Annotated in this window: 19 protein-coding genes; 7 read left to right on the plus strand and 12 right to left on the minus strand. The window is 37.2% G+C overall.

From position 1 onward, the window contains the following. Window positions 1–483: 483 nt before the first annotated feature. Window positions 484–927 (plus strand): RNA-binding protein, encoded by a 444-nt coding sequence (locus tag H4J76_RS09350; RefSeq protein ID WP_070375587.1) that lies wholly within the window; start codon window positions 484–486, stop codon window positions 925–927. Between the two features lie 60 nt (window positions 928–987). Here the strand turns inward: H4J76_RS09350 and H4J76_RS09355 are convergent, their stop codons facing one another. Continuing rightward, window positions 988–2256: a DUF5610 domain-containing protein gene (locus H4J76_RS09355; RefSeq protein WP_182230487.1), complete on the minus strand. Its 1269-nt coding sequence runs from the start codon at window positions 2254–2256 to the stop codon at window positions 988–990. A 247-nt stretch (window positions 2257–2503) separates the two neighbouring features. On the opposite strand from H4J76_RS09355, the gene trmA reads away from it, so the two are divergent. Continuing rightward, window positions 2504–3601 (plus strand): tRNA (uridine(54)-C5)-methyltransferase TrmA, encoded by a 1098-nt coding sequence (gene trmA, locus H4J76_RS09360; RefSeq protein ID WP_182230488.1) that lies wholly within the window; start codon window positions 2504–2506, stop codon window positions 3599–3601. 5 nt (window positions 3602–3606) lie between these two features. On the opposite strand, the gene fabR is transcribed toward trmA, so the two are convergent. Continuing rightward, entirely contained in the window at window positions 3607–4224 is a 618-nt protein-coding gene (gene fabR / locus H4J76_RS09365; protein WP_070375583.1) for an HTH-type transcriptional repressor FabR, read from the minus strand. Window positions 4225–4453: 229 nt separating this feature from the next. Here fabR and H4J76_RS09370 point away from each other — a divergent pair, with 229 nt between their 5' ends. The 3 genes from H4J76_RS09370 (at window position 4454) to H4J76_RS09380 (ending at window position 7658) form a co-directional block, all read left to right on the plus strand. Next, a complete protein-coding gene (locus H4J76_RS09370) occupies window positions 4454–5572 on the plus strand; it encodes a fatty acid desaturase (RefSeq protein WP_182221259.1) in 1119 nt (372 codons plus the stop codon). Between the two features lie 88 nt (window positions 5573–5660). Further along, entirely contained in the window at window positions 5661–7097 is a 1437-nt protein-coding gene (gene sthA / locus H4J76_RS09375) for a Si-specific NAD(P)(+) transhydrogenase (RefSeq protein WP_182175485.1), read from the plus strand. A 33-nt stretch (window positions 7098–7130) separates the two neighbouring features. Continuing rightward, window positions 7131–7658, plus strand: a complete 528-nt coding sequence (locus tag H4J76_RS09380; RefSeq protein WP_182221260.1) for a histidine phosphatase family protein — start codon at window positions 7131–7133, stop codon at window positions 7656–7658. Between the two features lie 171 nt (window positions 7659–7829). Here the strand turns inward: H4J76_RS09380 and H4J76_RS09385 are convergent, their stop codons facing one another. From H4J76_RS09385 to nagX, 5 genes are all read right to left on the minus strand, one after another. Continuing rightward, complete coding sequence (locus H4J76_RS09385; protein ID WP_182215515.1) at window positions 7830–8255, minus strand: hypothetical protein; 426 nt, start codon at window positions 8253–8255, stop codon at window positions 7830–7832. A 95-nt stretch (window positions 8256–8350) separates the two neighbouring features. Next, a complete protein-coding gene (locus H4J76_RS09390) occupies window positions 8351–8653 on the minus strand; it encodes a hypothetical protein (RefSeq protein WP_182215516.1) in 303 nt (100 codons plus the stop codon). A gap of 174 nt (window positions 8654–8827) precedes the next feature. Beyond that, window positions 8828–11980 (minus strand): efflux RND transporter permease subunit, encoded by a 3153-nt coding sequence (locus H4J76_RS09395; protein ID WP_182230489.1) that lies wholly within the window; start codon window positions 11978–11980, stop codon window positions 8828–8830. 3 nt (window positions 11981–11983) lie between these two features. Further along, window positions 11984–13183 (minus strand): efflux RND transporter periplasmic adaptor subunit, encoded by a 1200-nt coding sequence (locus H4J76_RS09400; RefSeq protein WP_182215519.1) that lies wholly within the window; start codon window positions 13181–13183, stop codon window positions 11984–11986. 265 nt (window positions 13184–13448) lie between these two features. Continuing rightward, a complete protein-coding gene (gene nagX / locus H4J76_RS09405) occupies window positions 13449–14600 on the minus strand; it encodes a transmembrane glucosamine N-acetyltransferase NagX (protein WP_182230490.1) in 1152 nt (383 codons plus the stop codon). Window positions 14601–14789: 189 nt separating this feature from the next. Here nagX and H4J76_RS09410 point away from each other — a divergent pair, with 189 nt between their 5' ends. Together H4J76_RS09410 and H4J76_RS09415 are read left to right on the plus strand one after the other, a co-directional pair. Further along, window positions 14790–15242 carry a TerB family tellurite resistance protein gene (locus tag H4J76_RS09410; RefSeq protein WP_182230491.1) on the plus strand — a complete coding sequence of 151 codons (453 nt, stop codon included), beginning with the start codon at window positions 14790–14792 and terminating at the stop codon, window positions 15240–15242. A 70-nt stretch (window positions 15243–15312) separates the two neighbouring features. Then, a complete protein-coding gene (locus H4J76_RS09415; RefSeq protein WP_182215524.1) occupies window positions 15313–16143 on the plus strand; it encodes a S1 RNA-binding domain-containing protein in 831 nt (276 codons plus the stop codon). 62 nt (window positions 16144–16205) lie between these two features. On the opposite strand, the gene H4J76_RS09420 is transcribed toward H4J76_RS09415, so the two are convergent. The 5 genes from H4J76_RS09420 to H4J76_RS09440 form a co-directional block, all read right to left on the minus strand. Continuing rightward, window positions 16206–18644, minus strand: coding sequence for a TonB-dependent receptor (locus tag H4J76_RS09420; protein WP_182230492.1), 2439 nt, complete (start codon window positions 18642–18644; stop codon window positions 16206–16208). A 75-nt stretch (window positions 18645–18719) separates the two neighbouring features. Beyond that, window positions 18720–18971: a hypothetical protein gene (locus tag H4J76_RS09425; RefSeq protein ID WP_182221264.1), complete on the minus strand. Its 252-nt coding sequence runs from the start codon at window positions 18969–18971 to the stop codon at window positions 18720–18722. A gap of 257 nt (window positions 18972–19228) precedes the next feature. Then, window positions 19229–20668: a metalloprotease TldD gene (gene tldD / locus H4J76_RS09430; protein ID WP_182175476.1), complete on the minus strand. Its 1440-nt coding sequence runs from the start codon at window positions 20666–20668 to the stop codon at window positions 19229–19231. A gap of 26 nt (window positions 20669–20694) precedes the next feature. Further along, window positions 20695–21531: a carbon-nitrogen hydrolase family protein gene (locus tag H4J76_RS09435; RefSeq protein ID WP_182230493.1), complete on the minus strand. Its 837-nt coding sequence runs from the start codon at window positions 21529–21531 to the stop codon at window positions 20695–20697. Next, window positions 21524–25465 (minus strand): YhdP family protein, encoded by a 3942-nt coding sequence (locus tag H4J76_RS09440; RefSeq protein WP_182230494.1) that lies wholly within the window; start codon window positions 25463–25465, stop codon window positions 21524–21526. The genes H4J76_RS09435 and H4J76_RS09440 overlap by 8 nt, the downstream gene beginning before the upstream one ends. Between the last annotated feature and the right edge of the window lie 134 nt (window positions 25466–25599).

Below are 25599 nucleotides of genomic sequence, written 5' to 3' on the forward strand. Positions count from 1 at the left end.
CTTTTCGAAGATTCAAACCTTATCTATAAAACGTTAAGTTAACTACTTTACTCTAAAGTGATGTAGATAACTTATCAAAACGTTCGTTTGGGTTACCCCTTGGAACTGGAGCGCATTCTAGACATATTTTGAAAAGGATCAAGCACTATTTTCATCTTTATGTTTGTTTGCTGAAAATAAAAACAATGTGGGCAATATACTCTCTAATCGCTCAATAAACATCAGTGTTCTTATTCCACCTATATAATAATCCATTTAAAGTGGCTTATATAAGCACTAAAATAGTGCTTTTAATTAATATGCTTATTTAGTGTAGTAAACTTTTTATTTTTTGCTTAATATAAGTAAGGTGTTATTTGCATATAAATTACACTTATCTTTTTTACAACTTTGTACTTTGTACAATATTCAAGGCTGGGTAGCAGGTACATTGCAATTTAGTTTTTTAATTTAGAATTTAAAATAATAATTAGGTATTCATATATGAAGTCTCCTCAAGGGTTAACATTTATAGTCGCAGTAGTATTTGCTGTTATTGCTTACATTTTATCAACTGTTATTGGCAGCTCACCAGAAATTACTGCGATATTAGTTTTAGTAAGTACTTTTATTGCGCCACTTATAGGTTCATCAACTACTGCAGAAAGTGCTGATGAAGAAATAAAAACGTTATATGTAGGGAATCTACCTTACCGAGCAAATGAATCATCGATCAGAGAGTTATTCTCTGAACATGGTCAAGTTCATTCTGTTCGTTTAATGAAAGATAAACATACTGGAAAGCGTCGTGGTTTTGGTTTTGTTGAAATGTCAGCTGATGCGGCTGATGCGGCTGTTTCATCGCTTAATGATACTGAATTTCAGCAGCGTACTTTGAAAGTTCGTGAAGCTAAGGAACGTCCAGAAAAAAATCTCGAAGAAGAATAACCGTTCTTCTTGGTAAGTTATCCTAAATAAACCCACGTTAGCGTGGGTTTATTTTATCTATTAAAGCTTAATGTTGTCAGACTTAACCGTATCTATTACTTTATCGAACTTTTCTTTAGCGACTTTATCGTCACCAAACTCAGCTTTAAAGACTGCATCAAGTAACTGACCAAAAGCATCATCATTCTTAGACAATATTTTATCTGCTTGATCTTGTAGTTGGTTAAACTGATCTAAGAAGTCAATTAAAGGCCTTAGGTCTTTTCCGACACTAGGCGCTAATTTATCATCCAACTCTGCCACTGCTGTATACGCTTGGCTAACATAACTGGTTTTTGTTTGTTGCAAGTCCATACTAAAACTAGTTATCTGTTTATTATCGAAGCCAAGTTCAACTGCTTTTTCAAAAGCTTTATTAACATCGCCATTAAAGAAATCTTTTTGTAATGAATTTACGTCTTTAATTAATGCTTCGATTGCTGCTTTTTCATCATCATCAAGTTCACCCTCTACGCTATAAGAAAAGTTGATTTCATGATACTGACTACTGGTACTACTATAATTTGTCGATTCCCCTTGGCTACTCTCTTGATACTGGTAAGCTTCTTTACTGGCATATTCTTGTAATTCGCTAAATGATATTGAAACTACATCACCGTCAGTAGTGGTAATACTCAGCTCGCTACTTTTTGAATTGCTTGTGTATAATTCGCTATCAATTGCTGTAGAACTGATAATTGGCGTTAACTCTGATACCTTCTCATTTGATTTATTGGCTGAAGGAAACATTTGTTCATGGAGGTCATCAATTCCCTTGTTAATAAGCGTACGACTTTTTTCTATACCTTGGTTTAAGTCATCGTCAAGCATGGCGAGATCTTTTAAATCGCCTTTTGCTTGATCAATACCTAAATTCGCCCCAGCACGCCCCTGCTCAAACATCTCTTTCAACTTGTCCTCACTCGCTCCATTTGCTTGGGCAGCTAAGATACTCGCGCTAACAAAGTCCATAACATTACGAGCCACTGCTTCGAAATCAAAAAGGCTAGTTGATGGCTCGCTTTCAGTTAACGCTGTTTTACTGATATCACTCATCACTACGTTAGTTGCTTGTGGTGCATCGGTAATCTTTTGAAAATTTGCTGAAATCTGACTAGAAATTGATTGAGATATAATTTTCATAGTAATGGCAGCACGATGGTTTAATGCCAGTGTATTAACTGACTCTGCTGGCATTTCTCGTTTAACGACTTCATTATTTGCTGGTTCACTTTTACGACTTTGCCCTAAATAATTCGGCAACCTTGTCTGATTATCAATTTTATTCATTGTTACTCTCCAGTATCTAATTAAATTTTAATTAAACACAATCAAAGATCTAAAGATCCTTAAATTTAATATGGCTATTATATCGGCATTTTTTCGTAAAACTTTAGCAAGAAGTCAATCTCTTGTATGAAAATTATAGACAAATGACTAGACAAAGTAATCACAATCGCTAAACTCAGCGCCTCTTTAATACTCACTAGAGTTGGGTATAATATTGTTTAATTCTTTCTACGTTTAAGGCTTATATATGTTTAGTCACATTGCACCACAATTTTATGATAAACAACTTGATAACAAACAGGATGATATCGCTAAATTGTTTAGTGATTTTGACTTACCAAATTTTGATGTTTTTCGATCAGAGCCTTTAAACTATAGATTACGAGCAGAATTTAGAGTTTGGCATGACAATGATGACTTATTTTATATTATGTTTAATAGTGAAACGAAAGAAAAGTATCGCGTCGACACTTTTCCGGTTGCCAGTAAACTCATTAATCAAGCTATGAAAGCCTTGCTTGACGAAATTAAAGATAAACCGTCACTTCGTCATCGATTATTTCAAGTCGATTTTTTATCAACGCTCAGTGGCGAGCTTTTAATAAGCTTGTTGTATCACAGACAATTAGATGAAGAATGGCTAACTGAAGCGGCAACACTAAAATCAACCCTTTCAGCAATAGCCCCTGTTGATATTATTGGCCGTGCTAAAAAACAAAAATTTATCCTTGATAAAGATTATGTCACTGAGAAGTTAACTGTTGGCGATAAAACTTATATCTACGAGCAAGTAGAAAATAGTTTTACACAGCCTAATGGGCACGTTAATGAGCAAATGCTACTTTGGGCAAAGCAAGGCACACAAAATATCGGTGGTGACTTAATCGAACTCTATTGTGGTAATGGTAACTTTAGTATCGCACTCGCTGAAAACTTTGATCGGGTATTAGGTACTGAAATATCGAAGACATCAGTAAAATCTGCACAAAATAATATCACCGCAAACCAGTTAACCAATGTTGATATAATAAGAATGTCCAGTGAAGATTTTAGTCAAGCGATGAATGGTGAGCGAGTATTTCGTCGTCTAGAAGGTTTCGATCTTAAAAGCTATAATTACGATACAGTATTAGTTGATCCACCAAGAGCTGGCCTTGACCCTGACAGCGTTGAGTTAGTCAGCCGATTTGAACGTATTGTTTATATCTCATGTAATCCTGAGACATTAAAAGAAAACTTAGTTGAACTAATAAAGACACACAATATTGAAAAATTTGCGTTATTTGATCAGTTTCCATATACCCACCATGTTGAAACAGGTGTGATACTTTCACGTAAAAAGTAACGTTTTTACTTTTTTACTCCCCTATTGCTAAATTCAGCAGCTCCCCGTGCTATAAAGCGCAGCTGCTGAATGGTACGCATTGATATTTGTTGACGATCCTCTTTATCAACATCTAATGCATCAGAGCCAGCACTAAATACGATAGTCACCGCTGCATCGGCTTGTAAAAAAGCCACATCCGCATTCAATTTATTTGCTTGCTGTAAATAATCACATAATTCTAAGGTGAAATAACGCACTTCTCGATTTACCGCCGCTCGAAAAGCAGCTGACGTTCCAGAACGCTCTCGTAATAATAAGCGAAATATATTACCGTTACTTTCAATAAACTCCATAAAGGTAACGACAGATATTTGAATGACAGAACCACCTTTTTCAATTCGTTGGCGAGCTTGTCGCATTAATTGACGCAAAGTTAAACCCGCTTCATCGACCAGCGTCAAACCTAGTTCGTTCATATCAGAAAAATGTCGATAAAATGATGTTGGTGCTAAGCCAGCCTCTTTAGCGACTTCCCGTAAGCTCAAACTCGAAAAGCTACGTTCACTACTTAACTGCCCAAGAGCAGCATCAATTATTTGTCGACGTGTTTTTTCTTTTTGCTGTGCCCGAATCCCGCTCATTACTTAATTAACCTATACTTTAGCCTGTTTATATCATACTGAATTTTCATCTATTTACTAGAAACTTGATCACTAACATCTACATTTAAATCCAGTATTATTGATTGAAGATAAAAAGTTTAATAAAAATTACCTTGACTGAAAAGTGATCAAAGTTAAAATAGAGTACACGTGTACACTGAAAATATTTACTTAGTGTTCGTTTTTTTACTGATGGAATTCTTATTACATGAATAAACCTAAAATCGTTTGGCTAAATTTTAGTGTGTTTTTAATTACCTTTTTAGTTGCCGCAATTGGCGTCCCGTATCGAGCAATAACACACGGTTTTGATACCACTGAACTTGTAGTAGCACTATGCTGCTTTATTTATTGTGGTATGTCTATTACTGCTGGCTATCACCGATTATGGTCGCACAAAACCTATCAAGCACATGCTTCGCTGCGTTTCATTTTTGCACTAGGCGGAGCATTTGCCTTACAAAATAGTATATTACATTGGGCTTCTGATCATAGAGTTCATCATAAGCATGTCGATAATAATGACAAAGACCCCTATTCAGCTAAAAAAGGCTTTTGGTATTCACATATCGGTTGGATGCTTCGTGAGTATCAAGCGCATCGATATGCTAATTACGACAATACCCGTGATTTACAAAAAGACGCTATTGTAATGTGGCAGCACAGAAATTATTTGTTGCTGACAATATTAATGAACTTTGGTGTACCTATTTTATTTGGTTTATGGCACGGCGATATTATTAGTAGTTTACTTTTAGTCGGTTTCTTGCGTTTAGTGTTAAGCCATCACACTACTTTTTTCATTAATTCTTTGGCACATATCTGGGGTAAACAAACTTACACAGAAAGAAATACTGCACGAGATAATGGCTTTCTTGCTTTTTTAACTTTTGGTGAGGGCTATCATAACTATCATCATATTTTTGAAAATGATTATCGTAACGGCATTCGTTGGTGGCAGTTTGATCCAACTAAATGGTTGATTAAGGGTTGTGAGTTTTTGAAGCTTACCTCAAAACTACGGACTTACCCGGATGACAAAATTGAAAAAGCGCGCTTAGCTATGGTATTTAAACGTAGCCAGAAGAAGTTACTCTCTCATCCAAATGCGGAGCAAATGCGAGAAAAACTACAACAAGAATATGATTTACTCATTAGTAGAATTAATGACTACTATGATGTGCGTAAAAAATTACTTGCCAGTAGGCGCGATAAATTAATCGCCGACGTTGAGAGCTCTGAATTAGCAGCGCAATACCAAGAATTTAAGCAGCACTTGGCAGACCAGCAACAACATTTTCAACGCTTATTAACCCAACTGGCATAAACCCTCTAGATTAATAAGCTTTTACATGGTCAGATGTCTAAATTCCTGCTAAAATTTTTTTATCTTAGTAGGAATTTAAGGCAAGATTTTGGCAACTCAAAATAAAGCTAAAACGAAGAAGAAAACAAATAACGATTACGATTACGATGCAATAATTATAGGTACCGGACCAGGTGGCGAAGGTACGGCTATGGAGCTATCTAAAAAAGAAAAACGTGTTGCTATTGTTGAGCGATATAAAGACGTTGGCGGTGGTTGTACGCATTGGGGAACTATTCCTTCAAAAGCTTTACGTCAAAGTGTTAGCCGACTCATTGAGTATAACGCGAGCCCACTTTTTAGAGGCCATGAAAAAGCAAAACATTTAACGTTCCCAGCTATTCTTAAACATGCCTCTTCGGTTATTCGTAAACAAGTGCAGCTACGCAGTGGCTTTTATGATCGTAACCGCGTTGAACTGATTTCGGGTGAAGCGTCTTTTATTGATGCCCATACGCTTAGAATAGTGAATAACGAGGGCGCTATTGAACAAATTACGGCAAAGCAAATTGTTATTGCTACTGGTTCACATCCCTACCGACCTAAAGATATTGATTTTAACCATCCGCGAGTCTATGACTCAGATACCATCTTATCACTTAAGCATGATCCCCGTTCTATCATTATTTATGGTGCTGGTGTTATTGGTTCCGAATATGCCTCTATATTTAGAGGTTTAGGTGTAAAGGTAGATTTAATTAATACCCGAGATAGACTGCTTTCTTTTTTAGATGCAGAAATGTCTGATTCACTCAGCTACCACTTATGGAATAATGGTGTAGTGATCCGTCATGGCGAAGCGATTGCACGAGTTGAAGCATCCGACGACTCTGTGGTTGTTCATTTAGAATCAGGTAAAAAAATGCGCGCCGACTGTTTACTCTTTGCTAATGGGCGAACAGGTAATACAGCCGATTTAAAAGTTGAAAATGCAGGATTATCAGCAGATGGACGTGGGCAACTAAAAGTCAACGATCAATATCAAACCAGTGTCGACAATATATATGCGGTAGGTGATGTCATTGGTTACCCAAGCTTAGCCAGTGCAGCTTATGATCAAGGCCGGTTAGCAGCTTCAGCGATGATAGATCACCAAAGTACAGCAAAACTTATTGCTGATATTCCTACAGGTATCTACACGATTCCAGAAATAAGCTCTGTTGGTAAAACAGAACAAGAACTGACCGCGGCAAAAATTCCGTATGAGGTTGGTCGTGCCCAGTTCAAACATTTAGCAAGAGCACAAATATCAAATAGTTTAGTCGGTTCACTGAAGATACTTTTTCACAGCGAAACTAAAGAAATTTTAGGTATTCATTGTTTTGGTGAAAATGCAGCTGAAATCATTCATATTGGTCAAGCAATTATGCAACAAACCAATGGCGGTAATACCATTGAATACTTTGTTAATACCACGTTTAATTATCCAACGATGGCTGAGGCATTTCGTGTTGCTGCATTGAATGGTTTGAATCGTTTATTTTAACAGTGAATAAGCATGAATCGAAAAAGGTATGTTATGAATAAATTAATTTTACTGTTAATTTTTTTTATCAACATACCTTTTTTAATCGTTAATGCGACTGAAAACGCTTATGTACAAAAGGAAAGTAAAAGCTACAGCCTTTATTTAATTCGTCATGCTGAAAACAAAACTGAACAAGAAGATTCTGGATTAACACAATGCGGTACATATAGAGCAAAAGAACTTGCGCGTATTCTAGAGAATGCAGAAATAGAAAATATATACAGTACGCGCTATCAACGGACTATGGCAACGGCTACACCGCTAGCACAACAGCAACAACTTGCGATCAAAAATTATGCGCCCAATAAATTAGAGCAACTCGCCTGGCAATTGATCAAAGAACAAGAGAACACCGTAGTGTTTGGACACAGTAACACCACGGCACAATTGGCAGAATTACTAAGCCAAAGCTCAGTATCACCAATGACAGAACAAGAATATCGTGGTATCTATCAAATCATCATTTCAGGTGAAAATCGACACCTAACATTACTAATGCAACCTTCGCTCTGCAAGTAACACCGCTACATACCTTAATACAATTGGCAGAATGACTAAGCCAAAGCTTTGTATCAGTAATGACAGAACAAGAATATCGTGGTATCTATCAAATCATCATTTCAGGTGAAAATCGTCACCTAACATTAGTCATCTAACATTATTGATGCAACCTTCGCTCAGTAAGTAAAACTACTGCAGGTTCTTATTTTCAGGCGCTTTATTCGCTGCAGTAATTAATTCAATATCGGTAATTGAAAAAGGAGTTCCCCATTGCTGAATAGTCATCATACCCGTGATAGCTTTGCCTGTTACTTTGATAACAGCGCCATCTTTTTGGAATTCTTTTTCTAAATTCAGCGGTAACCAATGCTTACCTTCTTTAGAAATTAATCCAAAAAAGCCCCCTTCTAAATTCATATATTTAATTGTTGCGGTAAATGATATTTGCTCAGGTTCCGCTTTAGCAGACAAACTTTTTTTAGGCATTATTGATACCTCTGCGGCTGAAATAGCTTCGGTATTGGCTGTATCTCTGCTAGTCACTTCCTCAGCGGCTTGCTGACATGAGAATAAAAAGCTACAAGTGAAGACTAAACCGACTATTTTTTTAAACATATGACACACTCATTTGATGATTAATTTTAAGAAAAGTAAACAAAAAAGCAAACCCTAAAGTTTGCCTTAAAGTAAGCGACCAAGAGCTTAATCGTTTACTGATTAGCCTCTTTTTTAAGCGTCTTAATTTCTTCGCCAATTTTTTGTTTATTACCACAAATTGCTGGTTGTTTGTCATCACGATAGTAGCGAATGTCGATGCAGTCAACTTGATAACGACGTTCTAACTCAGTTCGTTTTATAGGTTTACCTTTGGCGTCTGCTATTTGGCGTTGCAGTGACTGGCACATTTGAATCTGTTCACTCGCGATGGTTATATCTTCGCAAGCATTTTCAGTTGTCGAACAACCCGTTATTGTCATGAGAGTAAGTGTTGAAAAAAGATAAATATATTTCATTATAATGAGTTCGCTTCATTTATTAATATTAGCATTAACACCATTATAGCCACCTATTATTATTAACGATAGCTTTTCTTGACCAGGCTAGCAGAGAGATATTGGTTAATAAATTTAATGAATCGCATAAAAAAGCCATTACAAAAGTAATGGCTTTGATAAAAATACTATCGATTAATTAACCGATAAATCACCTGTGTTTTCAGCAATAAGCGGTTGTTTCTTTTTACGCTTAAAGATCTTTTTCATATCTTCAATAATAAGATATAAACTTGGGATCAGTACCAGTGTAACTATAGTCGCAAATAATACCCCAAAGGCTAAAGATATCGCCATTGGAATTACGATTTGTGCTTGGGCACTTACCTCAAAGAAGATGATAGGCACTAAACCAATAAAGGTTGTTATTGACGTTAACATGATAGCTCTAAAACGTTTAGTGCCGGCATGTATTACCGCATCTTTTAGTTTGACGCCTGATTTCCTAGCATTATTAACATAATCAACCATGACTAAGGAGTCATTAACGACCACACCCGCAGCGGCTAATATCCCCATAACTGATAGTGCACTTAAGTCCATACCTAAAAGGAAGTGGCCAAAGACCGAACCAATAATACCAAAAGGAATAACGATCATAATCATCACTGCCTGAGAGTAAGACTTCAATGGTATAGCCAGTAATGAGAAAACAATCAACAATGAGATAATAAAGTCACGTTTTTGATTGTCCGCACCTTCCATTTCTTCTTGAATACTGCCCGACACTTCACTTTGAACTTTTGGAAATTTTCTTAATAGTTCAGGAATAAAGTTGTCTCTGATATCCTTAGCAACTTTGAATGGCTCAACTTGTTCAGCGTCAACACTTGCCCAGACGTTAATTGTCCGATTACCATTTTCACGGCGAATACTAGTCACCCCTTCTTGTAAGGTAATATTAGCCAATTCCGACAAAGGTAATTCCGCACCATTTGGCGCTTTGATCATCACATCATCAACATGTCCAACAGAGCTTCGTTGCTCAAGTGGATAACGGATCATCACTTTCACTTCTTCGCTGTCACGTAAAATGCGTTGTGCTTCTAAACCATAGAAACTGTAACTCACTTGTGAAGCAATTTCGGCTAAAGTTAATCCTAAACTATAAGCAAGCGGTTTCAATTCAAACTGAACTTCTTTGGCACTTGTTTGACGACTATCATTAACATCGCCAATACCTTTTAAAGAATTAAGTTTAGTTTTTAACTCTCTTGATGCGGCGAGTAGTTGTGCATCATCTTTACTTTCTAATCTAAAGGCAATATCACCGTCGTCTCGGCCAGAGCCAAATAAATTATCACCAATGGTAAACGATTTTACCCCAGGATAATTTGGTATAGCGGCACGCCATAAATCAGCCAGTTCGAAAGTATTCATCGGTCTCAATTCAGGTATCACTAATTTAACCATCAATTGACCACTGGTTCTGCTGCGTAATTCGACCTGCATATCAGAGATCATTGACTGACCGTATTGAGCTTCAATCTCTTTATCTATGGTATTAATTACACCTTGGATATTTAATAAGGTTTGTAAGGTTGCTTTCTCTGAGGCATCTACATTCATTTCAACATTAACACGAGGAAAGTCATGTGGGATCTTAGGTTGACCAACAAAGCGAACAAAACCACCACTAAATAAGCCAGCGCTGATTAACATTAAACTAATAAAAAACATTAGTACGGCATATCGATAGCTAATAAAAGTGATTAACGCGGGTCGATAGACATTATTAATGAAGGCTTTTAATTTGGTATCAATCGATAAACGTAGTCTATCGATTGGGTTCTTAGGATTAAATGCTTTGATCTTCATTTTAACCAAATGCGCCGGTAAAATGAGTTTTGACTCAATTAAAGAGAAAATTAAACACAAGATAACTACCGAGCCAATGGCTTTACCAAACGCGGCAGAAGGCCCTTCACCAAAAAGAAAAGGCAAGAATACCGCAATCGTTGTTAATACCCCAAAGGTTGCTGGCATAGCAACACGTTGAATACCGCGAATAACATTTTCAGTACTATGGCCATGTTGTTCAATTTCGTCATGAGCACTCTCCCCCATAACGATGGCGTCATCAACAACAATACCTAGCACCAAAATAAAGGCGAACAAGCTAATGACATTAATAGTGACATTAATAAATTCTAATGGCATCAGGAATAAAGTACCAAGAAAACATACGGGTAAGCCCATCATTACCCAAAAAGCCAAACGGACACGTAAGAATAACGCTAACATTAGAAAGACTAATATTGCACCACTTTTCATATTGTCGATCATCATGGTCAAACGGCCTTCAAGATAGTAGGTCATATCAACCCAAGTTTCTAACTTAACGCCTGCAGGAAGAACATTCGACTTTTCATCAACATACTTTTTAATAACATCGGCAACATCAGTAATACTTTGATTATTGGCAGCGCCAATAAAAATAGTGACTGAGTTTTCACCATTGAATTTTGAATACTGTAAGCCTTCAGTAAAACCATCAATAATAGTCGCCATTTGGCCCAACAAGACTTTAGTACCATCGGCTAAGGTAATAATAGGTATTTGCTCGAATTCGTAACCTCGATAAGCTTGGTTCTCAACGCGTAAATTAATGTAGCCATTCTCTGCACGAATTTGTCCAGCAGACATATTGCCAGAATAACCACGTACCGCTTGAGCAACATCTCTAAAAGTTAAGCCATATTCGCGTAACTTATCTTTACTAACTTCTATTGAAATTTCGTAGTCTAAGCCACTGTATAATTCTGCAATATTGACTAAAGGTAATTGTTGAATTTCATTATGGACTTTTCGTCCTAACTCTTTAAGCTCGCCATTAGTTAGGTCACCGTATAAACTAATATACATAACTTCTTGACGAAACTTTTGGCGTTCAACTTTAATACGCTCCATACCGTCAGGAAAGCTTGAAATAGAATCAATAGCTGATTTAACTTCTTCTAAAACAACTTGTGGGTCGTAATCGAGATCAACTTCAAACCAACCATTTGAAAAATTGCGGTTAGAATAAGTGATCACACGTTTTAAGCCTTGAACAGTCTCTAAAGCTTCTTCAACCTTAATGGTAATACCTTCCTCTACTTCCTGAGGGGCTGCCCCTGGATAAGGTGCGGTATAAGAAATCCAGTTAATGTTTATTTGTGGAAACATTTGTTTGTTGATGGTGCTAATCGTAAAAAAACCACCCACTAGAATAAATATCATCAACAAATTTGCCGCGACACTATTACGGGCGAACCAAGCAATTAAGCCTTTATTGGTATCATCCATCATCTAATCCTTAGTGCTTGCGATTTGTGTTTCAAGTGCATCTTGATTAATGACTTCACTTTTACTACCTTGCAAAGCTAATTTCATACCATCAACAGGGTAATCTAATGCTGAAACAATGAGCTGGTCACCTTCCTTCAAACCGTCAGTTACAATAACATTTGAGCCTTCTTGACGAGCGATAATGATGTCAGCATAGTGCAATGTAGAATCGGCATCTAAAATGGCAACGCGGTTATTACTAACGAGGTATCGAGGTAACAAAGCGGCACGATTAAGGCTAATACCAAAAATTTCTGCTTTAACATAAGAGCCAAAGCGAATAGGATTGTGTTTATTTACATTTTTTTGAGACTTCAAACCATAAGGGTCTTTAACTTCAGCCACTAAATAAGTCATACGGCTTTTATTGTCTACAACACCTTCACTGCGAGCAATTTTTGCGGACCATGTAATATTTTCACCCGCAAATGTTCCAAGTAAATTAACCTGGGCATTTTCCCCTTGTGAAGCTAAAAACTGCAGTTGATCATCGGCTACGGGTAAGCGAACTTCAGCTACCCCTGTTCCTAATAATTTACCCACTTTAGTGCCAGTACCGACAAAAGAGCCTAAACCAATCATACGACTTTCAATCATTGCATCATAAGGCGCTCTAATTTCGGTACGTTCTAGGTTACGTTTGGCGCGAAGTACAGAGGCTTGTGCTGATTTAACATTAGCAAGTTCTTGTGCTAGTTGCGGTTTACGCAAGCTCAATTCAGTAGGAGAAGTATCCGTAATGCGTTTCCATTCTTGTTCAGCTACCTGCCCTTGGGCACGCTCTTTTTCTAGCGAAGCACGTGCCGAGGCCATTGTTGCTTCAGCATCAATTAATGCAGCTTGGTAATCATTAGGGTCGATACGGGCGAGCAATTGGTTTTTTGCAACAAAACCACCACGTACAAAAACATCTGCCAGTTCAACTACTTCACCACTAATTTGAGCGACAAGTTCGGTTTCATACTTAGGCTGTACGACACCATATGATTTAACCGTTAAATTCATCGGTGCAACATGAACCTCTTCAACAGCAACGATGGGGGTATTATCAACTTCCGCTTTTTCTTCTGGTGGCGATTTCATGCTTGAAAAGCCAAAAAACAATAAAATGCCAATGATTAGAATGGCAATGGGTATAATAATTTGTTTTTTACGTGTCACGGTTATGTCCTCATAAATGTGATCTGAACTAATAATTTTTTTAATTGTCTATAGGATAGCTAATTAACAGTCTATACAATCAATTAAGTTGTAAATGCTTGTTACAAGATACGCGCCGAAATAACAAATTCAGTAAACAAAAACAAAAACACATTATTTTTCAATCAAAAACAATAAGTTAACAAGCCACTATTTATTTACTGATATAAAAAAAGACTGCCTTGAAAAAACAGTCCTCGACAATATTCGTCCTTTTAACCAATATTTATACTTTTATAAAAATATTTCTTCGATATAGCCAATACAGGACTAGCCATTGTAAAAGCACCATGCCAGCATAAAGAATAAAATCTTGCCAACCTGCAGGTACAGAGTTGATTAAGCCTCCGAAAATACTTTTCGAGGTATATTGCCAATCAACAATACTCGAACCTAAATAAATAATGATTGAATTCGTACCAATTACTGCGAAAAATTTAGCCCATAGGGTGAACTCTAATACATCAATCAGCCAATAAAATAGCGTCAGTAATAAGATACTGTAACCAATAGTGACCAAAGTGAATGAACTCGTCCATAATGTTTTGTTAATTGGGAAAAAAACGCCCCATAAATAACCGAGTAATAAAATAGAGGTCCCAATAACCAAAAGACCGGTTAATAGTGTCTTGGGCGTATAAATATTTTTTATCATGTAACGACCAATGAAGACACCTGCTAGTGCATTTACAATCGATGTTATATTTGATAACAACCCTTCTGGGTCGATGGCGAGCCCCTGATAAGTTGACCCCGGTAATAAATGTTGATCAAACCAAGCGTTCAATGCTCCATTCGCTGAAAAATCACCGCCACCATATCCACCTAATGTGACTAAGCTTAGTAGTAACCAATATCCTATTAAAATACCGCCTGCAACGAACCACTGTATTTTTTCACTGACGTACCAAACTAATAATGCTGCTACAAACCACGCAATACCAATACGCCCGAGTACGCTAACATAACGGATACTATCAAATGATGTGGGAATACCGCCGCCCCAACCATGGTTATATAAAATACCAAAACTAATCAAAAGCAATAAGCGCCTGATGCCATTATATAAAATCGATTTTGCTTGTTCTGGCTCATAGCTAGATAAGGGCTTTGCTGCGATACCTAGACTGACTCCTGATAGAAAAATAAATAAGGGAAAAATTAAATCATAAATACGAAACCCATGCCAAGCACTGTGTTCCATTTGCTGTGCAAGCACCGCAAGAATGGGCCAGCCTGTCGCTATAAATAATGCTGCAAACAAACCTTCAGCGCCTAAAATCCAAAACATATCGAAACCACGTAAAGCGTCAATTGACAATAGTCGTTTTTTATTTGGACTTGCTTTTACAACTGCAGAGGGATACTGACTTAACATTCTTTTACCTTATAAACTTTCAGTGCAACCTTGCCACCAAAGACAGCGCTGTCATCAGTTTGTTATCATAATATTACCAGCAAAAAATAGCAATCAGACACACTTTGTTATCAAATATAGCTATTATCTGCTTGTTTTCTTTATTGCTGAGCGTAACAATAAAGTGATTACTTTATTTAAGGAATAAACATGCTTACAAAAATCAGTTCTTTTTTTCAAAACCTGGCCGATGATTTAACAGACAATAACACTAAAAAAAATTCTGATGAGGTGACTATAGAGCTAGCCTGTGCGGTATTATTGTGTGAAGTGATGCGTGCTGATGGACACTTTGACCAAAAAGAACAAGCTAAACTGGCCGTGTTACTCGTTGAACAGTTTCACTTGAATGAAGAAGAAGTTAAGCAAATTATTGACCAAGCGCTGATTCAAAGTGAACAAGCGACTGATTTTTATCGATATACATCGAAAATAAATAAACATTTTTCTATCGAACAACGAATATCAATTGTTAAGCAGTTATGGAATATGGCTTATGCCGATGGTGAGCTGGCAAGTATTGAAGAGCATGTTATTCGCAAAATTGGCGATTTACTTCAGCTACGCCACACTGAATATATTCAAACCAAACCAAGAAAATAACATCATTCATTTTTGATATGCGTTATTATAGCCCTTAAGATTTTCATATTAATTTTCTTGGTAAATTCAAATGGCCGACATTGGTAAATATAATACCCTTTCTGTAGTTGCAGTCACCGAAAAAGGTGCTTATTTAAGTGCTGGAGAACTGGGTGAAGTATTACTACCGAACCGTTTTATTCCTGAAAACTGTAAAGTAGACGATAAACTCACTGTCTTCATTTATGTTGATTCAGCTGAACGCATTATTGCGACCACTGAAAAGCCGTTTGGCCAAGTAGATGAATTCGTTTCATTGAAAGTAAAACAGCTCAATAAAATGGGTGCATTCCTTGACTGGGGGTTACCTAAAGATTTATTAGTACCTTTTAATCAGCAGCATACACCAATGGAAGAAGGGAAATATTATCTAGTACGTATTTTTCTTGATACCACCACAGACCGAATTGCCGCTTCAAGTAAGCTCGACAAATATATTGATATTTGGCCTGCTGATTATCAAAAGTGGGACAAAGTTAAGTTAATGATTGGTGGAAAAACTGATCTGGGTTTCAAAGCGATTATCAACGATAAGCACTGGGGCTTACTTTACGACAATGAAATTTTTCAACCATTACGTGTTGGTAAAATTATTGACGGTTTTATTAAAAACATCCGTGAAGATGGTCGTATCGATTTATCACTTTCTCGTTCAGGTGAAGGGAAAGTTAATGACTTTGCCGATAAATTATTAGCGCACATTGCAGAAAATGATGGTTTTAGCCCATTACATGACAAAAGTTCGCCAGAACTTATTCAACGTATTCTTGGTGTTAGTAAAAAAACCTTTAAAGCTACCGTTGGAAACTTATTGAAGAAAGACAAAATCACGATTGAAAAGTCAGGTCTTAGATTAAAGTAAATCGTTAAACATACTTTGTAGATGAAGCCTTGGCCTCATCTACAAAGCTATTATTCTACTGCTTAAAAACTTCCTCTAATACCAACCGTAAACCCTCGTGCCGGTAATGGTGAAACACCTTTGAGAAATGACGTATGTACTCGTGCTTCTTCATCTGTAATATTATTCACTTTTAAAAATGCCACCATATCGTCGCCAACATTATTAATAAAGTAATTAAAGTTAGCATCTAGCATAGTATAGCCGTCTGTTTCACTTTCTAATGCCGCTGTGTCTGATTGTTTAAAGTAATGTGTTGCACTTAGCTCTGCTGAATACTTATCGGTCATATAATTTAATTGACCACCAACGCGCATTGGCGGGATCCTAGGTAGATTATCGTTGTTATTATTAGTAAGCTTTGCACGAATATAATCAGTAAATAGCGTCGCTTTAAGTGAAGGTGCTACCTGATAAAAAAACTCAGCTTCTACACCATACATCACCACATTATTTTGTTGGAATACATAAACGGGCAAACCGGCAGTTTCCTCCTCATGATTTTCTTCAATGGCTTCATCGTGACTATCATGGCCGCTTTCTGCAAATAGCCCAGTATTCGCTTGATAATAATAATCGTCAATATGATTATAAAAAGCACTGGCAACGAAACCAAAGTCGCCTTCAAATTTTCTCCAAGTAAGATCTAGATTATAAGCTGTCTCTAACTCAACATTTTGATCAGACAAGTCTACATGTAATTCATGGTCTTCTTCATGTACCTCAAACAATGCCCCAACTTCATAAGTATTCGTGCCGATATGAGCACCATTCGAAAACAATTCACTCGCTGAAGGTGCTCGCTGAGAAAACGCAGCAGAAAATCCTAAATTATAACCCGTTGAATATTCCCATACAGCACCTAAAGACGCACTTATAGGCGTAAAGCTCTGTTTATTAAAATGCGACTCTTCTTCATGGCTGCCTAGTTCATCGCTATGTTCATCGTGTGATTCAACTTCACTATTTGCACTCAAGGTTACATGTTCGGCACGTATACCTAATTGCCATAAAACATCGTCTATGTGTTTCTCTTCAAGCCAAGCAATGGCAATTGATTCTGTGTTTGAAGGAGGCGTGAATGCTTCTTCTCCAATCGCATTAAAATCATTTTCTTTATAATGCAATGTCCATGCACCTTTCCAACCGTTAACGGCTTGATGATAAAGATCAAAGCGTGTTTCTAACATCTCATTATTAAATTGAGTACCGACTTCACCTCCTTCAATTTCTTGATGTTGGTAATCTGTGTAAGCAGCTTTACTCATCACACGATTAATAAAACTGTCTTCAAAACTAATTTCACTCAATAGTTGATATCTGTCTTGTACTAAATCACCAAAAACAGCGCCTTCTTCACTGATTTCAGTTCCTGTTTCTTCATGTTCTTCTTCACCGTGTTCTGAATGCCCAGGAATACCGTAAGTTCTTTCCATTCGGCCATACGAAAAGCCAATATATCCTGCGTCAAACAAATAACTTGAACCCAGGGTAAAACCTGATGACTTCGAGGCACTGTTCTCTAGAATACCTTTAATTTCTTCGCCTTCATGTTCATCATGACCTTCTTCATGTTCATCATGGTCTTCTGCAGTCGCATAGCCTGGGATCTTATAATCATTAGATTCACGCCAAAACGCATCAAGATGAACGGCTAAACTTTTGTACCCTGTATTTACATTGAGTGTTGCTTCACTTTCATCTGCAACATCATTATGCTTAAGTAAATAATCGACCTGATTATCAATATTTGTAGGTACTCGATTATCAACGACATTCACCACACCACCTATCGCACCACTACCATAAAAAAGCGTTGACGGCCCACGAAGTACTTCTACCTGTTGGGCAGTAACAGCTTCGGCTGCAACCGCGTGGTCTGGTCCTACACGAGATGCATCCCCTACGTCTAAACCATTTTGTGTGATTAACACTCTTGGTCCATCCATACCACGAATAATAGGACTACTTGCAACTGGGCCAAAATAACTTGAATGTACACCCACTTCATTTTTCAGTGTTTCACCTAAAGTAGATGCTTGCTTTAAACGCAGCTCGTCACCAGAAATAACATTTACTGGCAAGGCCGACTCAATACTCGATGAATGCAAAGGCGTCGCATAAACATCGACCACTTCCATGACTGTAGCGCTCAGTGAAATTGTCACCTCGGTAATGTCTTGATCGGTAATGGTGAAATACTCGTTGATATGACTAAAGTTTTTAGCACTAACATGAAGTTCTACTTTACCAACACCAATGTCACTAAAAGTAAATTGGCCTTTTTCGTCAGTAACTGCTTTATATTTAGTATTAACCAAAGAAACTTTAGCTTTCGCAATCCTGTTGCCATCGGCATCAAATACTACGCCTGAAAATTTTTGAGCATGGCTGGCAGCGCCGACCATTAATAATGATAAGGCACACAAAGGTGCAATTTTATTGATATAAATTGATTTCATTTTTTTTCCAATAGATAGATCTAAAGAAGATTAGCGATTAAGCTAATTTCCTAAAATTTTTATTTTTGAACTGTGTTAATTTTTATCTATTGAACAGGGGGGGGCACGTAACTGTGGTATCAAATAAAATGGCGTGTAACGATTAACTATAATTAACGTTTGCGTGGATTGTTGATAATTACTGACGTTAACCAGTTTTAAGGTGATATTATTCTTTGGCGTGTCAATGTTATGCTGACACAGTTTACACTGCTGTAATTCAACATTATCAGGTATCAATTCACCATGCGAACTATGACTAAGCGTGGCGCACAGAAATGCAGACATGATCAATAAACTTATTATTGATTGCCGACTCTGTGAAAAAAACTGTGTAAATAAAAAGTGATTACTACGCATATGTTGTTACATTATAACAATTAGAACTATTTTTCAATCCCTGTTAATAAAAATAGCGATTGTTATTACTTTTATAATGTTTTGCCAAAATATTCCTCTTAATAGCTAGCGCAAAAAAAAAGTCATCAGCCATTTATTTCTAAATAGCGGATGACTTTCTTAAAAGTAATTTATTCAGAAATGAACTACTGAGTGCCACCAATTGTCATTTCATTGATTTTCAAAGTAGGTTGGCCAACACCTACCGGAATACTTTGTCCATCTTTTCCACAAACACCAACGCCAGCATCAAGTTTCAGGTCGTTACCGACCATGCTGACATTTTTCATCGCTTCAGGACCACTACCAATTAACGTAGCGCCTTTTATTGGCGAAGTAATTTCACCGTTTTCAATAAGGTAAGCTTCAGAGCTGGTGAAAACAAATTTTCCAGAGGTAATATCAACTTGACCACCAGCAAAATGTGGCGCGTAAATGCCTTTTTTCACTGACTTAATAATATCTTTTGGATCATGTTCACCCGCAAGCATATAAGTATTAGTCATTCTAGGCATAGGTAAATGTGCATAAGATTCACGGCGACCATTACCGGTAGGTGCTACACCCATCAGCTTAGCGTTATGCTTATCTTGCATATAACCTTTCAAAATACCTTTTTCAATCAGTACATTGTATTGTCCTGGCGTTCCTTCATCATCTATTGAAATTGAACCACGACGATTAGGGATTGTGCCATCATCAACAATAGTGCATAAATCAGAAGTCACCTTTTGACCAATTTTACCTGAAAATGCTGACGAACCTTTACGGTTAAAATCACCTTCTAAACCATGACCAACGGCTTCATGCAATAGCACGCCCGGCCAACCTGAACCAAGTACAACAGGTAACATGCCAGCTGGAGATTCTATTGCCACCACATTGACTAAAGCTTGACGAACCGCTTCTTCGGCATAAGCTAAATAACGTGCTTTACCATTTTCAAGTTCAAAGAAATAACTATAATCAGTTCGAGCACCACCGCCAGCACTGCCACGTTCACGTTTACCATTATCTTCAACTAATACTGAGCAATTTAAGCGAACCAGTGGTCGTATATCAGTAGCAAAAGTACCATCGCTAGCAGCCACTAATATTTTTTCATAAACACCTGACAAACTAACAATAACCTGCTGAACACGCTTATCAACTGAACGAGCATGGGCTTCGATTTCATGCATTAAGGTGATTTTTTGCTCTTGCGCTAGACTGCCTAACGGATCAGTGGCTTGATAAACTGATTTCACTGTTTGATTTTTAAAAGCAAGTACTCGACCATTTTGGTCGGCATTTGCAATACCTTTAGCGGCATCAGCTGCTTTTTTTAACGCGAGAGGAGAAATATCATCAGAGTAAGCAAAACCAGTTTTTTCGCCTGATATTGCTCGCACACCAACACCACGTTCAATATTATATGAACCTTCTTTGACAATGCCATCTTCTAGCATCCATGACTCATGACAGCTCGACTGAAAGTATAAGTCGGCTAAATCAATGTTTCGTTGATATATATTGTTTAACGTTTGATCTAAAAGATCTCGGTCAATTTGGCTATCGGCTAAAAGTTCACGTTCAACACTATTCATATTTTTCACTTATCGTATTAATTTATTTAATTTGGGCGTTTTAATGTGCTTTCAAATTGATTATGTTCAGTAACAGGCATTGCTGCTCTTACTCTGTCTAGTTCGTCACGGGAAAATTCAACACTAATACTACCAATACCTTGCTCTATACAGCTAAGTATTTCTCCCCAAGGACTGATAATCATACTGTGTCCCCATGTTTCTCTACCATTAAAATGCGTACCATGTTGGCCTGCAGCTACAATATACACTTGATTTTCAATGGCACGTGCTTGTAATAATGTTTGCCAATGTGCTTGACCAGTTACTGTAGTAAAGGCACTTGGTACCGTAATAACATCAGCACCTAACAAGCGAAGTTGGCGATAAAGTTCAGGAAATCTCAAGTCATAACAAATTGTTAAGCCAATATTTACATTTTCAGCTTGCCAACAACAAATTTTATCACCCGCTTGAGTATAGCGAGATTCACGATAACTTTTTTCGTTATCTTCAACATTAGCATCGAATAAATGAATTTTATCGTACTGTATTAACTCATGACCTTGCGCTGAAAAAATACAACTACTGTTAGTAAACTTATCTTCAATTTTGGCTGAGGTTGCTAGTGGAATACTACCAGCAACCAAAAGCACCTGATATTTTTTGGCTAACGTTGCCAGCTTATCTTTTAATGATCGTTTAGATACCGCTAATTGCTCGGCGTCTTTTCCTCCAAAGAACAAACAACACTCAGGTAAAACGACAATATGTTCATCATTCGAAGTAACTGGCGATAATCGAGCTAATTCAGCCTCAATACTCACTAGGTTTTCTTCAACATTGGGTACAGAGCATAGTTGTATTGCCGTAAGTCTAACCATCTAGGTTTATTTCCTTGTGATCTTTTATACCCTCTGTTTTATTTGCTGGTGTAACAGGAGTGATATTGTTCTGATCAGGAATGATATCAATAACTTCAGGAGGTGTTGAACGGCCAACTTTTATATTTTGGGTTTTTTTATCGACGACTTTTACTACGGGTAAGTCAATTGGCCCGGTAACTTCAATTTTATATTCTGAAACAACTTGCGAGGTAATAACGCCATCAAGAGCCAAAGCACCAATAAAGGTCAATGGGTTTAATGTCGCTATCCAGGCAATTGCAGGTAAGCTTGAGGTTAAATTGGGCTTATAAGACATTTTATAATCGAGTACTTGGTCGTTTAAGTTGGTATTACCTTTTATAGATAAGTCGCCTGCCGCACCTTTCATGAAAGTGTTATCGGTATAAACAACGCCATTTTTGACCTCAAAATCTCCTTTAATGGAATCATAGAACATACCATCACTAAAAATATCTCGAAAATCAAACTTCAATTTACGAACTAAGGACTGTAAACTGAGTAGTGAAAATGCTCGGGCTTGATCAGGTACTTCAGCTAAATATCCGTCTGAAAGTTTAACTTGGCTTGTACCGTTAAAGCTTCCTATCGCAAAATCTAATGGGCTACCTGTCCAGTTAAAATTATAGTACATGTCCAATTCACTATCTTTTATCGTTGAAGGATAACCTAATTTCTCGACTTCTTGATCAACATTTTTCGCTTTCAATTTGCCTATAATAGTGGTTTGAGATTCATCGGCATTATGTTGCCAACTGGCATCAAAACTTAATTGTGTTTTACCCCGTGTAGCCGTAAATTTTTTAATGGTTAACGTATCGACAGCAGACCGTTCAATAGAAAAATCAACTTCACCAAAATCAAATTTTCCATAGCTACAACTCGAACATTTCCCACGAATAGGCGGAATATTAGCGAAAATAACATCGTTACTTATCGGTTCTGCTGATGGTTCCTCAACAAGGTTTTCATTAACAAGTTCATCATCTGCCGTTAAATGAATAAAATCAGCATTAAGCTCTATCCCTTGTTGATGCCAATCAGGATAAAACTTAGCTTTGGTACGTGTTTCTTTGGCTTGCAATTCAAGTAACCACCATTGCTCTTCATCGTTAAGATTAAAAGAGACGTCAGTTAATTCTTGTCCTAACACATTAAGCTTTTCAACCTTGCCCCTAATACGTTTAGGCGCACTTAACAGGGCAACATTATCTGCAGCTGTATTTACCGATGCTTGTTCTATGCCATCAAGAATATCAAAAATTAACGGTTGCCACTCGGTTACTGAGGCGGTAGATAAGTTTGTCGTGATATGAAAGCCTTCCGTTGGTAATAACATATGTTCATTACCTAAGACTAAATGTGCTTTAGTAAATTGCACTTTACTATGATTTAACTCACCATAAAAATTTAGCTCATCACCGATTTGTGCGTAAAGTACTGATGAATTTTCCTCTCCAGAAACTTTTACCGCAACATTAAGTACATCATCGGCTATTTTTTTATAAGGCGCAGGTAATGAAAGTGCTATCTTTTCTAAAGTAGAGTCCAGTAAGAGTTCATAACTAAAACTACCTTGGTGGTGCATCTTTAGCGTTAAATCACCTTGCCACGCTAACAGACCCTGACCATATTTTTCAAGTAATTCTGGCAGCTCTTTTTTCCAAGCGGTTTCTGGCCACTGCGCTTGTAGGTTAATCAATGTTTGGTAATATTTACGGTTAGTATCCTGGGCTTCTACTTTCAGTACTAAGGGCATTTCTCGCCAATTTAATGTCAGTCCTTGCGTCTTTATTACATCATTTTCGTAGCTCAATTCACCATTCACTTCCGTAAAGTTCATGGCAGGTGTTTGCAATGCTATTTTATTATTCTTGAACTCAACCTTGCCACTTGCCACAGCACTATCAAGATCATTTAAAGGTAAATTTAGTGCAAAGCTACCTGAAATGTTTTCTGATACTTGTAGCTGGTTTAGTGTCTCTCCAACCGTGTCGGCCAACGGACTATTGTTCATTAAGTCACTTACTGCATTGGCTTGGGTATCTTTAAAATTCGCGGCAACCGTTAATATTTGTTGGCCAGCTAAATCATCAATAGCAACCTTAACACCGGTAACGTCTATGCCAGTAAGCTCGCCACCTCGACCCGTAATTAGCATGCTGTTGTTAGTGAAATTTAAGTTTGCATCAAAATCATTAATCACCGGCCAACTTGGATCAAACTGAAATTTACTCTTGACCAATTCTGCATTAACAACAAAAATACCGCTATTATCTTCAAATGGGAATTTATCGAGTGGCCCATTAAAAAGCACTTGCGCTTGTGCGAATTCTCCGTCAATGATGGCTAAGTTTAAGTAATCTACCAGCTCCTGTCCCATCAATAGATGTGGGTAAAAATAGTTTGCGAGCTTAGCGTCACCTTGATGCACATTAGCGAGTAATGCCATCGTGATTGTTTCATCTTCTAGCGCTTTAATTTCTACATCGGCGGTAGCATTAAGTTGTTCTGATATCATTTCGATTTGCTGAACTTTCACTAATAGTTCAGCATGATTAAAGTCGACATTAACTTGTGCAGCAATCGATTGGTATGGAATGGGATAAAGAAAGTGTTGGTCAAAATCTAGCTCTCCATTTTGAGCTAACAACTTAACCTGCAAGTTTTTTTGAGTGAAGGTAAGTTCACCACTGACATTTTCAACGCCGGGGATCCCTTGACTAAACGAAGAGGTAACATCCGAAAATTGCGCTACGGCTTTAATATCATCGTCATTATTGAGCAAGTAAACGTCGGTTATCTGTCCAACCGGAGCAAGATCATTTAATAATGTTTCACTTTCTGGGTGGCCAGAAAAAAGTGGATAAAGGTCAGCTAAACCAAACAGCTCTAATGAAGAAATATACGTAAGTAGGCCATTGGCCGTTCTTCTCGTGTTGATGGTTAAAGGCTGCCAAGCCTTATTGTTGGTGTAGAACTGTAATGGTGTGGTTGTAGTGCTTATATTTTTAGCATCGTCAAAATTTTCAACCAAGATATTACCTTCGTCGATACGAATACTGTGTAATTCATCTTTAAAAAGCCAGCTCACTTCATTATCGCCTAATGCGATTTGTAATCTGTTGGCTTTGCCTTTGTTTAAGGTATACCAAGCACTAAAATTAACCGATGAATAAGTTTTGTCATTTTCGATAGCAAAAACAGTATCTAGCCACGGAGTTACATTAAGCTTATTCGCTTCAAAGTATAGTTGACCACTTAAATCACGAAGGTCTTGTCCAGATGCATCAAGATTAAATTTAATATTATTAGATGTTAACCCGTCAATAAGCATACTACCCGTAGCTCGATGATGATTACCGTTATTGACCCAAGCAAGTTGGTCGACCAAAAAAGTTCGCGTTTTTGACTCATCTTGTATGGTGATATTACTGTTTATTAATGAAAAGCGATTAATTTGCTGAAACAATACATCGCTGATGGTAGCAATAACCGAACTATCTTCCGCGTTTTGATCTTTTGACGTTAATAATGCTTTATCAAAAAAAACTTGTACACCTGCTAAAGTTATATCTTGAGAAATCAATTTTTGATGGCGTAAGCTTCCCCAGAAATCAACAGTCAATTCCATGCGAGACACAAATATATTAGCGGTTTGAGTATCTAGTACATTGACTTTTTCAACAACTATCGTCGGCCCGTCAACCTCCCACTCCATGCTCAACGAACCTATGCTTACATTGCTGTCATAAGTTTCATTGAGATAATATTGTAAGTCTTGATGAAAATTATGTGCGTAGGGCAAAGATAAACGAAACGCACTGATCAGTACCGCAAAAAGCACCAACAAAATTGCCAATACTTTATACAGTCGATTTAACCAACGATTCGAAAAAGCTGAAATACTCATAAAATGAATTTACTACACACTTAATTATCTTAATTTTTAACTTACGGTGATTGATTTATTTACCGTCAAATCAGGTTTTGAAGCCAATATACTAAATTGCCTACACGGATGTAGGTACTTAGGTTTAGTCTGGA

Source organism: Colwellia sp. BRX9-1, from assembly GCF_014077195.1.
Classification (GTDB): domain Bacteria; phylum Pseudomonadota; class Gammaproteobacteria; order Enterobacterales; family Alteromonadaceae; genus Colwellia_A.

What these genes read in the sequence shown, in the direction of transcription:
- H4J76_RS09350 (WP_070375587.1), top strand. Translation starts at nt 484, where the DNA reads ATGAAGTCTCCTCAAGGGTTAACATTTATAGTCGCAGTAGTATTTGCT.
- H4J76_RS09355 (WP_182230487.1), bottom strand. Translation starts at nt 2,256, where the DNA reads ATGAATAAAATTGATAATCAGACAAGGTTGCCGAATTATTTAGGGCAA.
- trmA (WP_182230488.1), top strand. Translation starts at nt 2,504, where the DNA reads ATGTTTAGTCACATTGCACCACAATTTTATGATAAACAACTTGATAAC.
- fabR (WP_070375583.1), bottom strand. Translation starts at nt 4,224, where the DNA reads ATGAGCGGGATTCGGGCACAGCAAAAAGAAAAAACACGTCGACAAATA.
- H4J76_RS09370 (WP_182221259.1), top strand. Translation starts at nt 4,454, where the DNA reads ATGAATAAACCTAAAATCGTTTGGCTAAATTTTAGTGTGTTTTTAATT.
- H4J76_RS09380 (WP_182221260.1), top strand. Translation starts at nt 7,131, where the DNA reads ATGAATAAATTAATTTTACTGTTAATTTTTTTTATCAACATACCTTTT.
- H4J76_RS09385 (WP_182215515.1), bottom strand. Translation starts at nt 8,255, where the DNA reads ATGTTTAAAAAAATAGTCGGTTTAGTCTTCACTTGTAGCTTTTTATTC.
- H4J76_RS09390 (WP_182215516.1), bottom strand. Translation starts at nt 8,653, where the DNA reads ATGAAATATATTTATCTTTTTTCAACACTTACTCTCATGACAATAACG.
- H4J76_RS09395 (WP_182230489.1), bottom strand. Translation starts at nt 11,980, where the DNA reads ATGGATGATACCAATAAAGGCTTAATTGCTTGGTTCGCCCGTAATAGT.
- nagX (WP_182230490.1), bottom strand. Translation starts at nt 14,600, where the DNA reads ATGTTAAGTCAGTATCCCTCTGCAGTTGTAAAAGCAAGTCCAAATAAA.
- H4J76_RS09410 (WP_182230491.1), top strand. Translation starts at nt 14,790, where the DNA reads ATGCTTACAAAAATCAGTTCTTTTTTTCAAAACCTGGCCGATGATTTA.
- H4J76_RS09415 (WP_182215524.1), top strand. Translation starts at nt 15,313, where the DNA reads ATGGCCGACATTGGTAAATATAATACCCTTTCTGTAGTTGCAGTCACC.
- H4J76_RS09420 (WP_182230492.1), bottom strand. Translation starts at nt 18,644, where the DNA reads ATGAAATCAATTTATATCAATAAAATTGCACCTTTGTGTGCCTTATCA.
- H4J76_RS09425 (WP_182221264.1), bottom strand. Translation starts at nt 18,971, where the DNA reads ATGTCTGCATTTCTGTGCGCCACGCTTAGTCATAGTTCGCATGGTGAA.
- tldD (WP_182175476.1), bottom strand. Translation starts at nt 20,668, where the DNA reads ATGAATAGTGTTGAACGTGAACTTTTAGCCGATAGCCAAATTGACCGA.
- H4J76_RS09435 (WP_182230493.1), bottom strand. Translation starts at nt 21,531, where the DNA reads ATGGTTAGACTTACGGCAATACAACTATGCTCTGTACCCAATGTTGAA.
- H4J76_RS09440 (WP_182230494.1), bottom strand. Translation starts at nt 25,465, where the DNA reads ATGAGTATTTCAGCTTTTTCGAATCGTTGGTTAAATCGACTGTATAAA.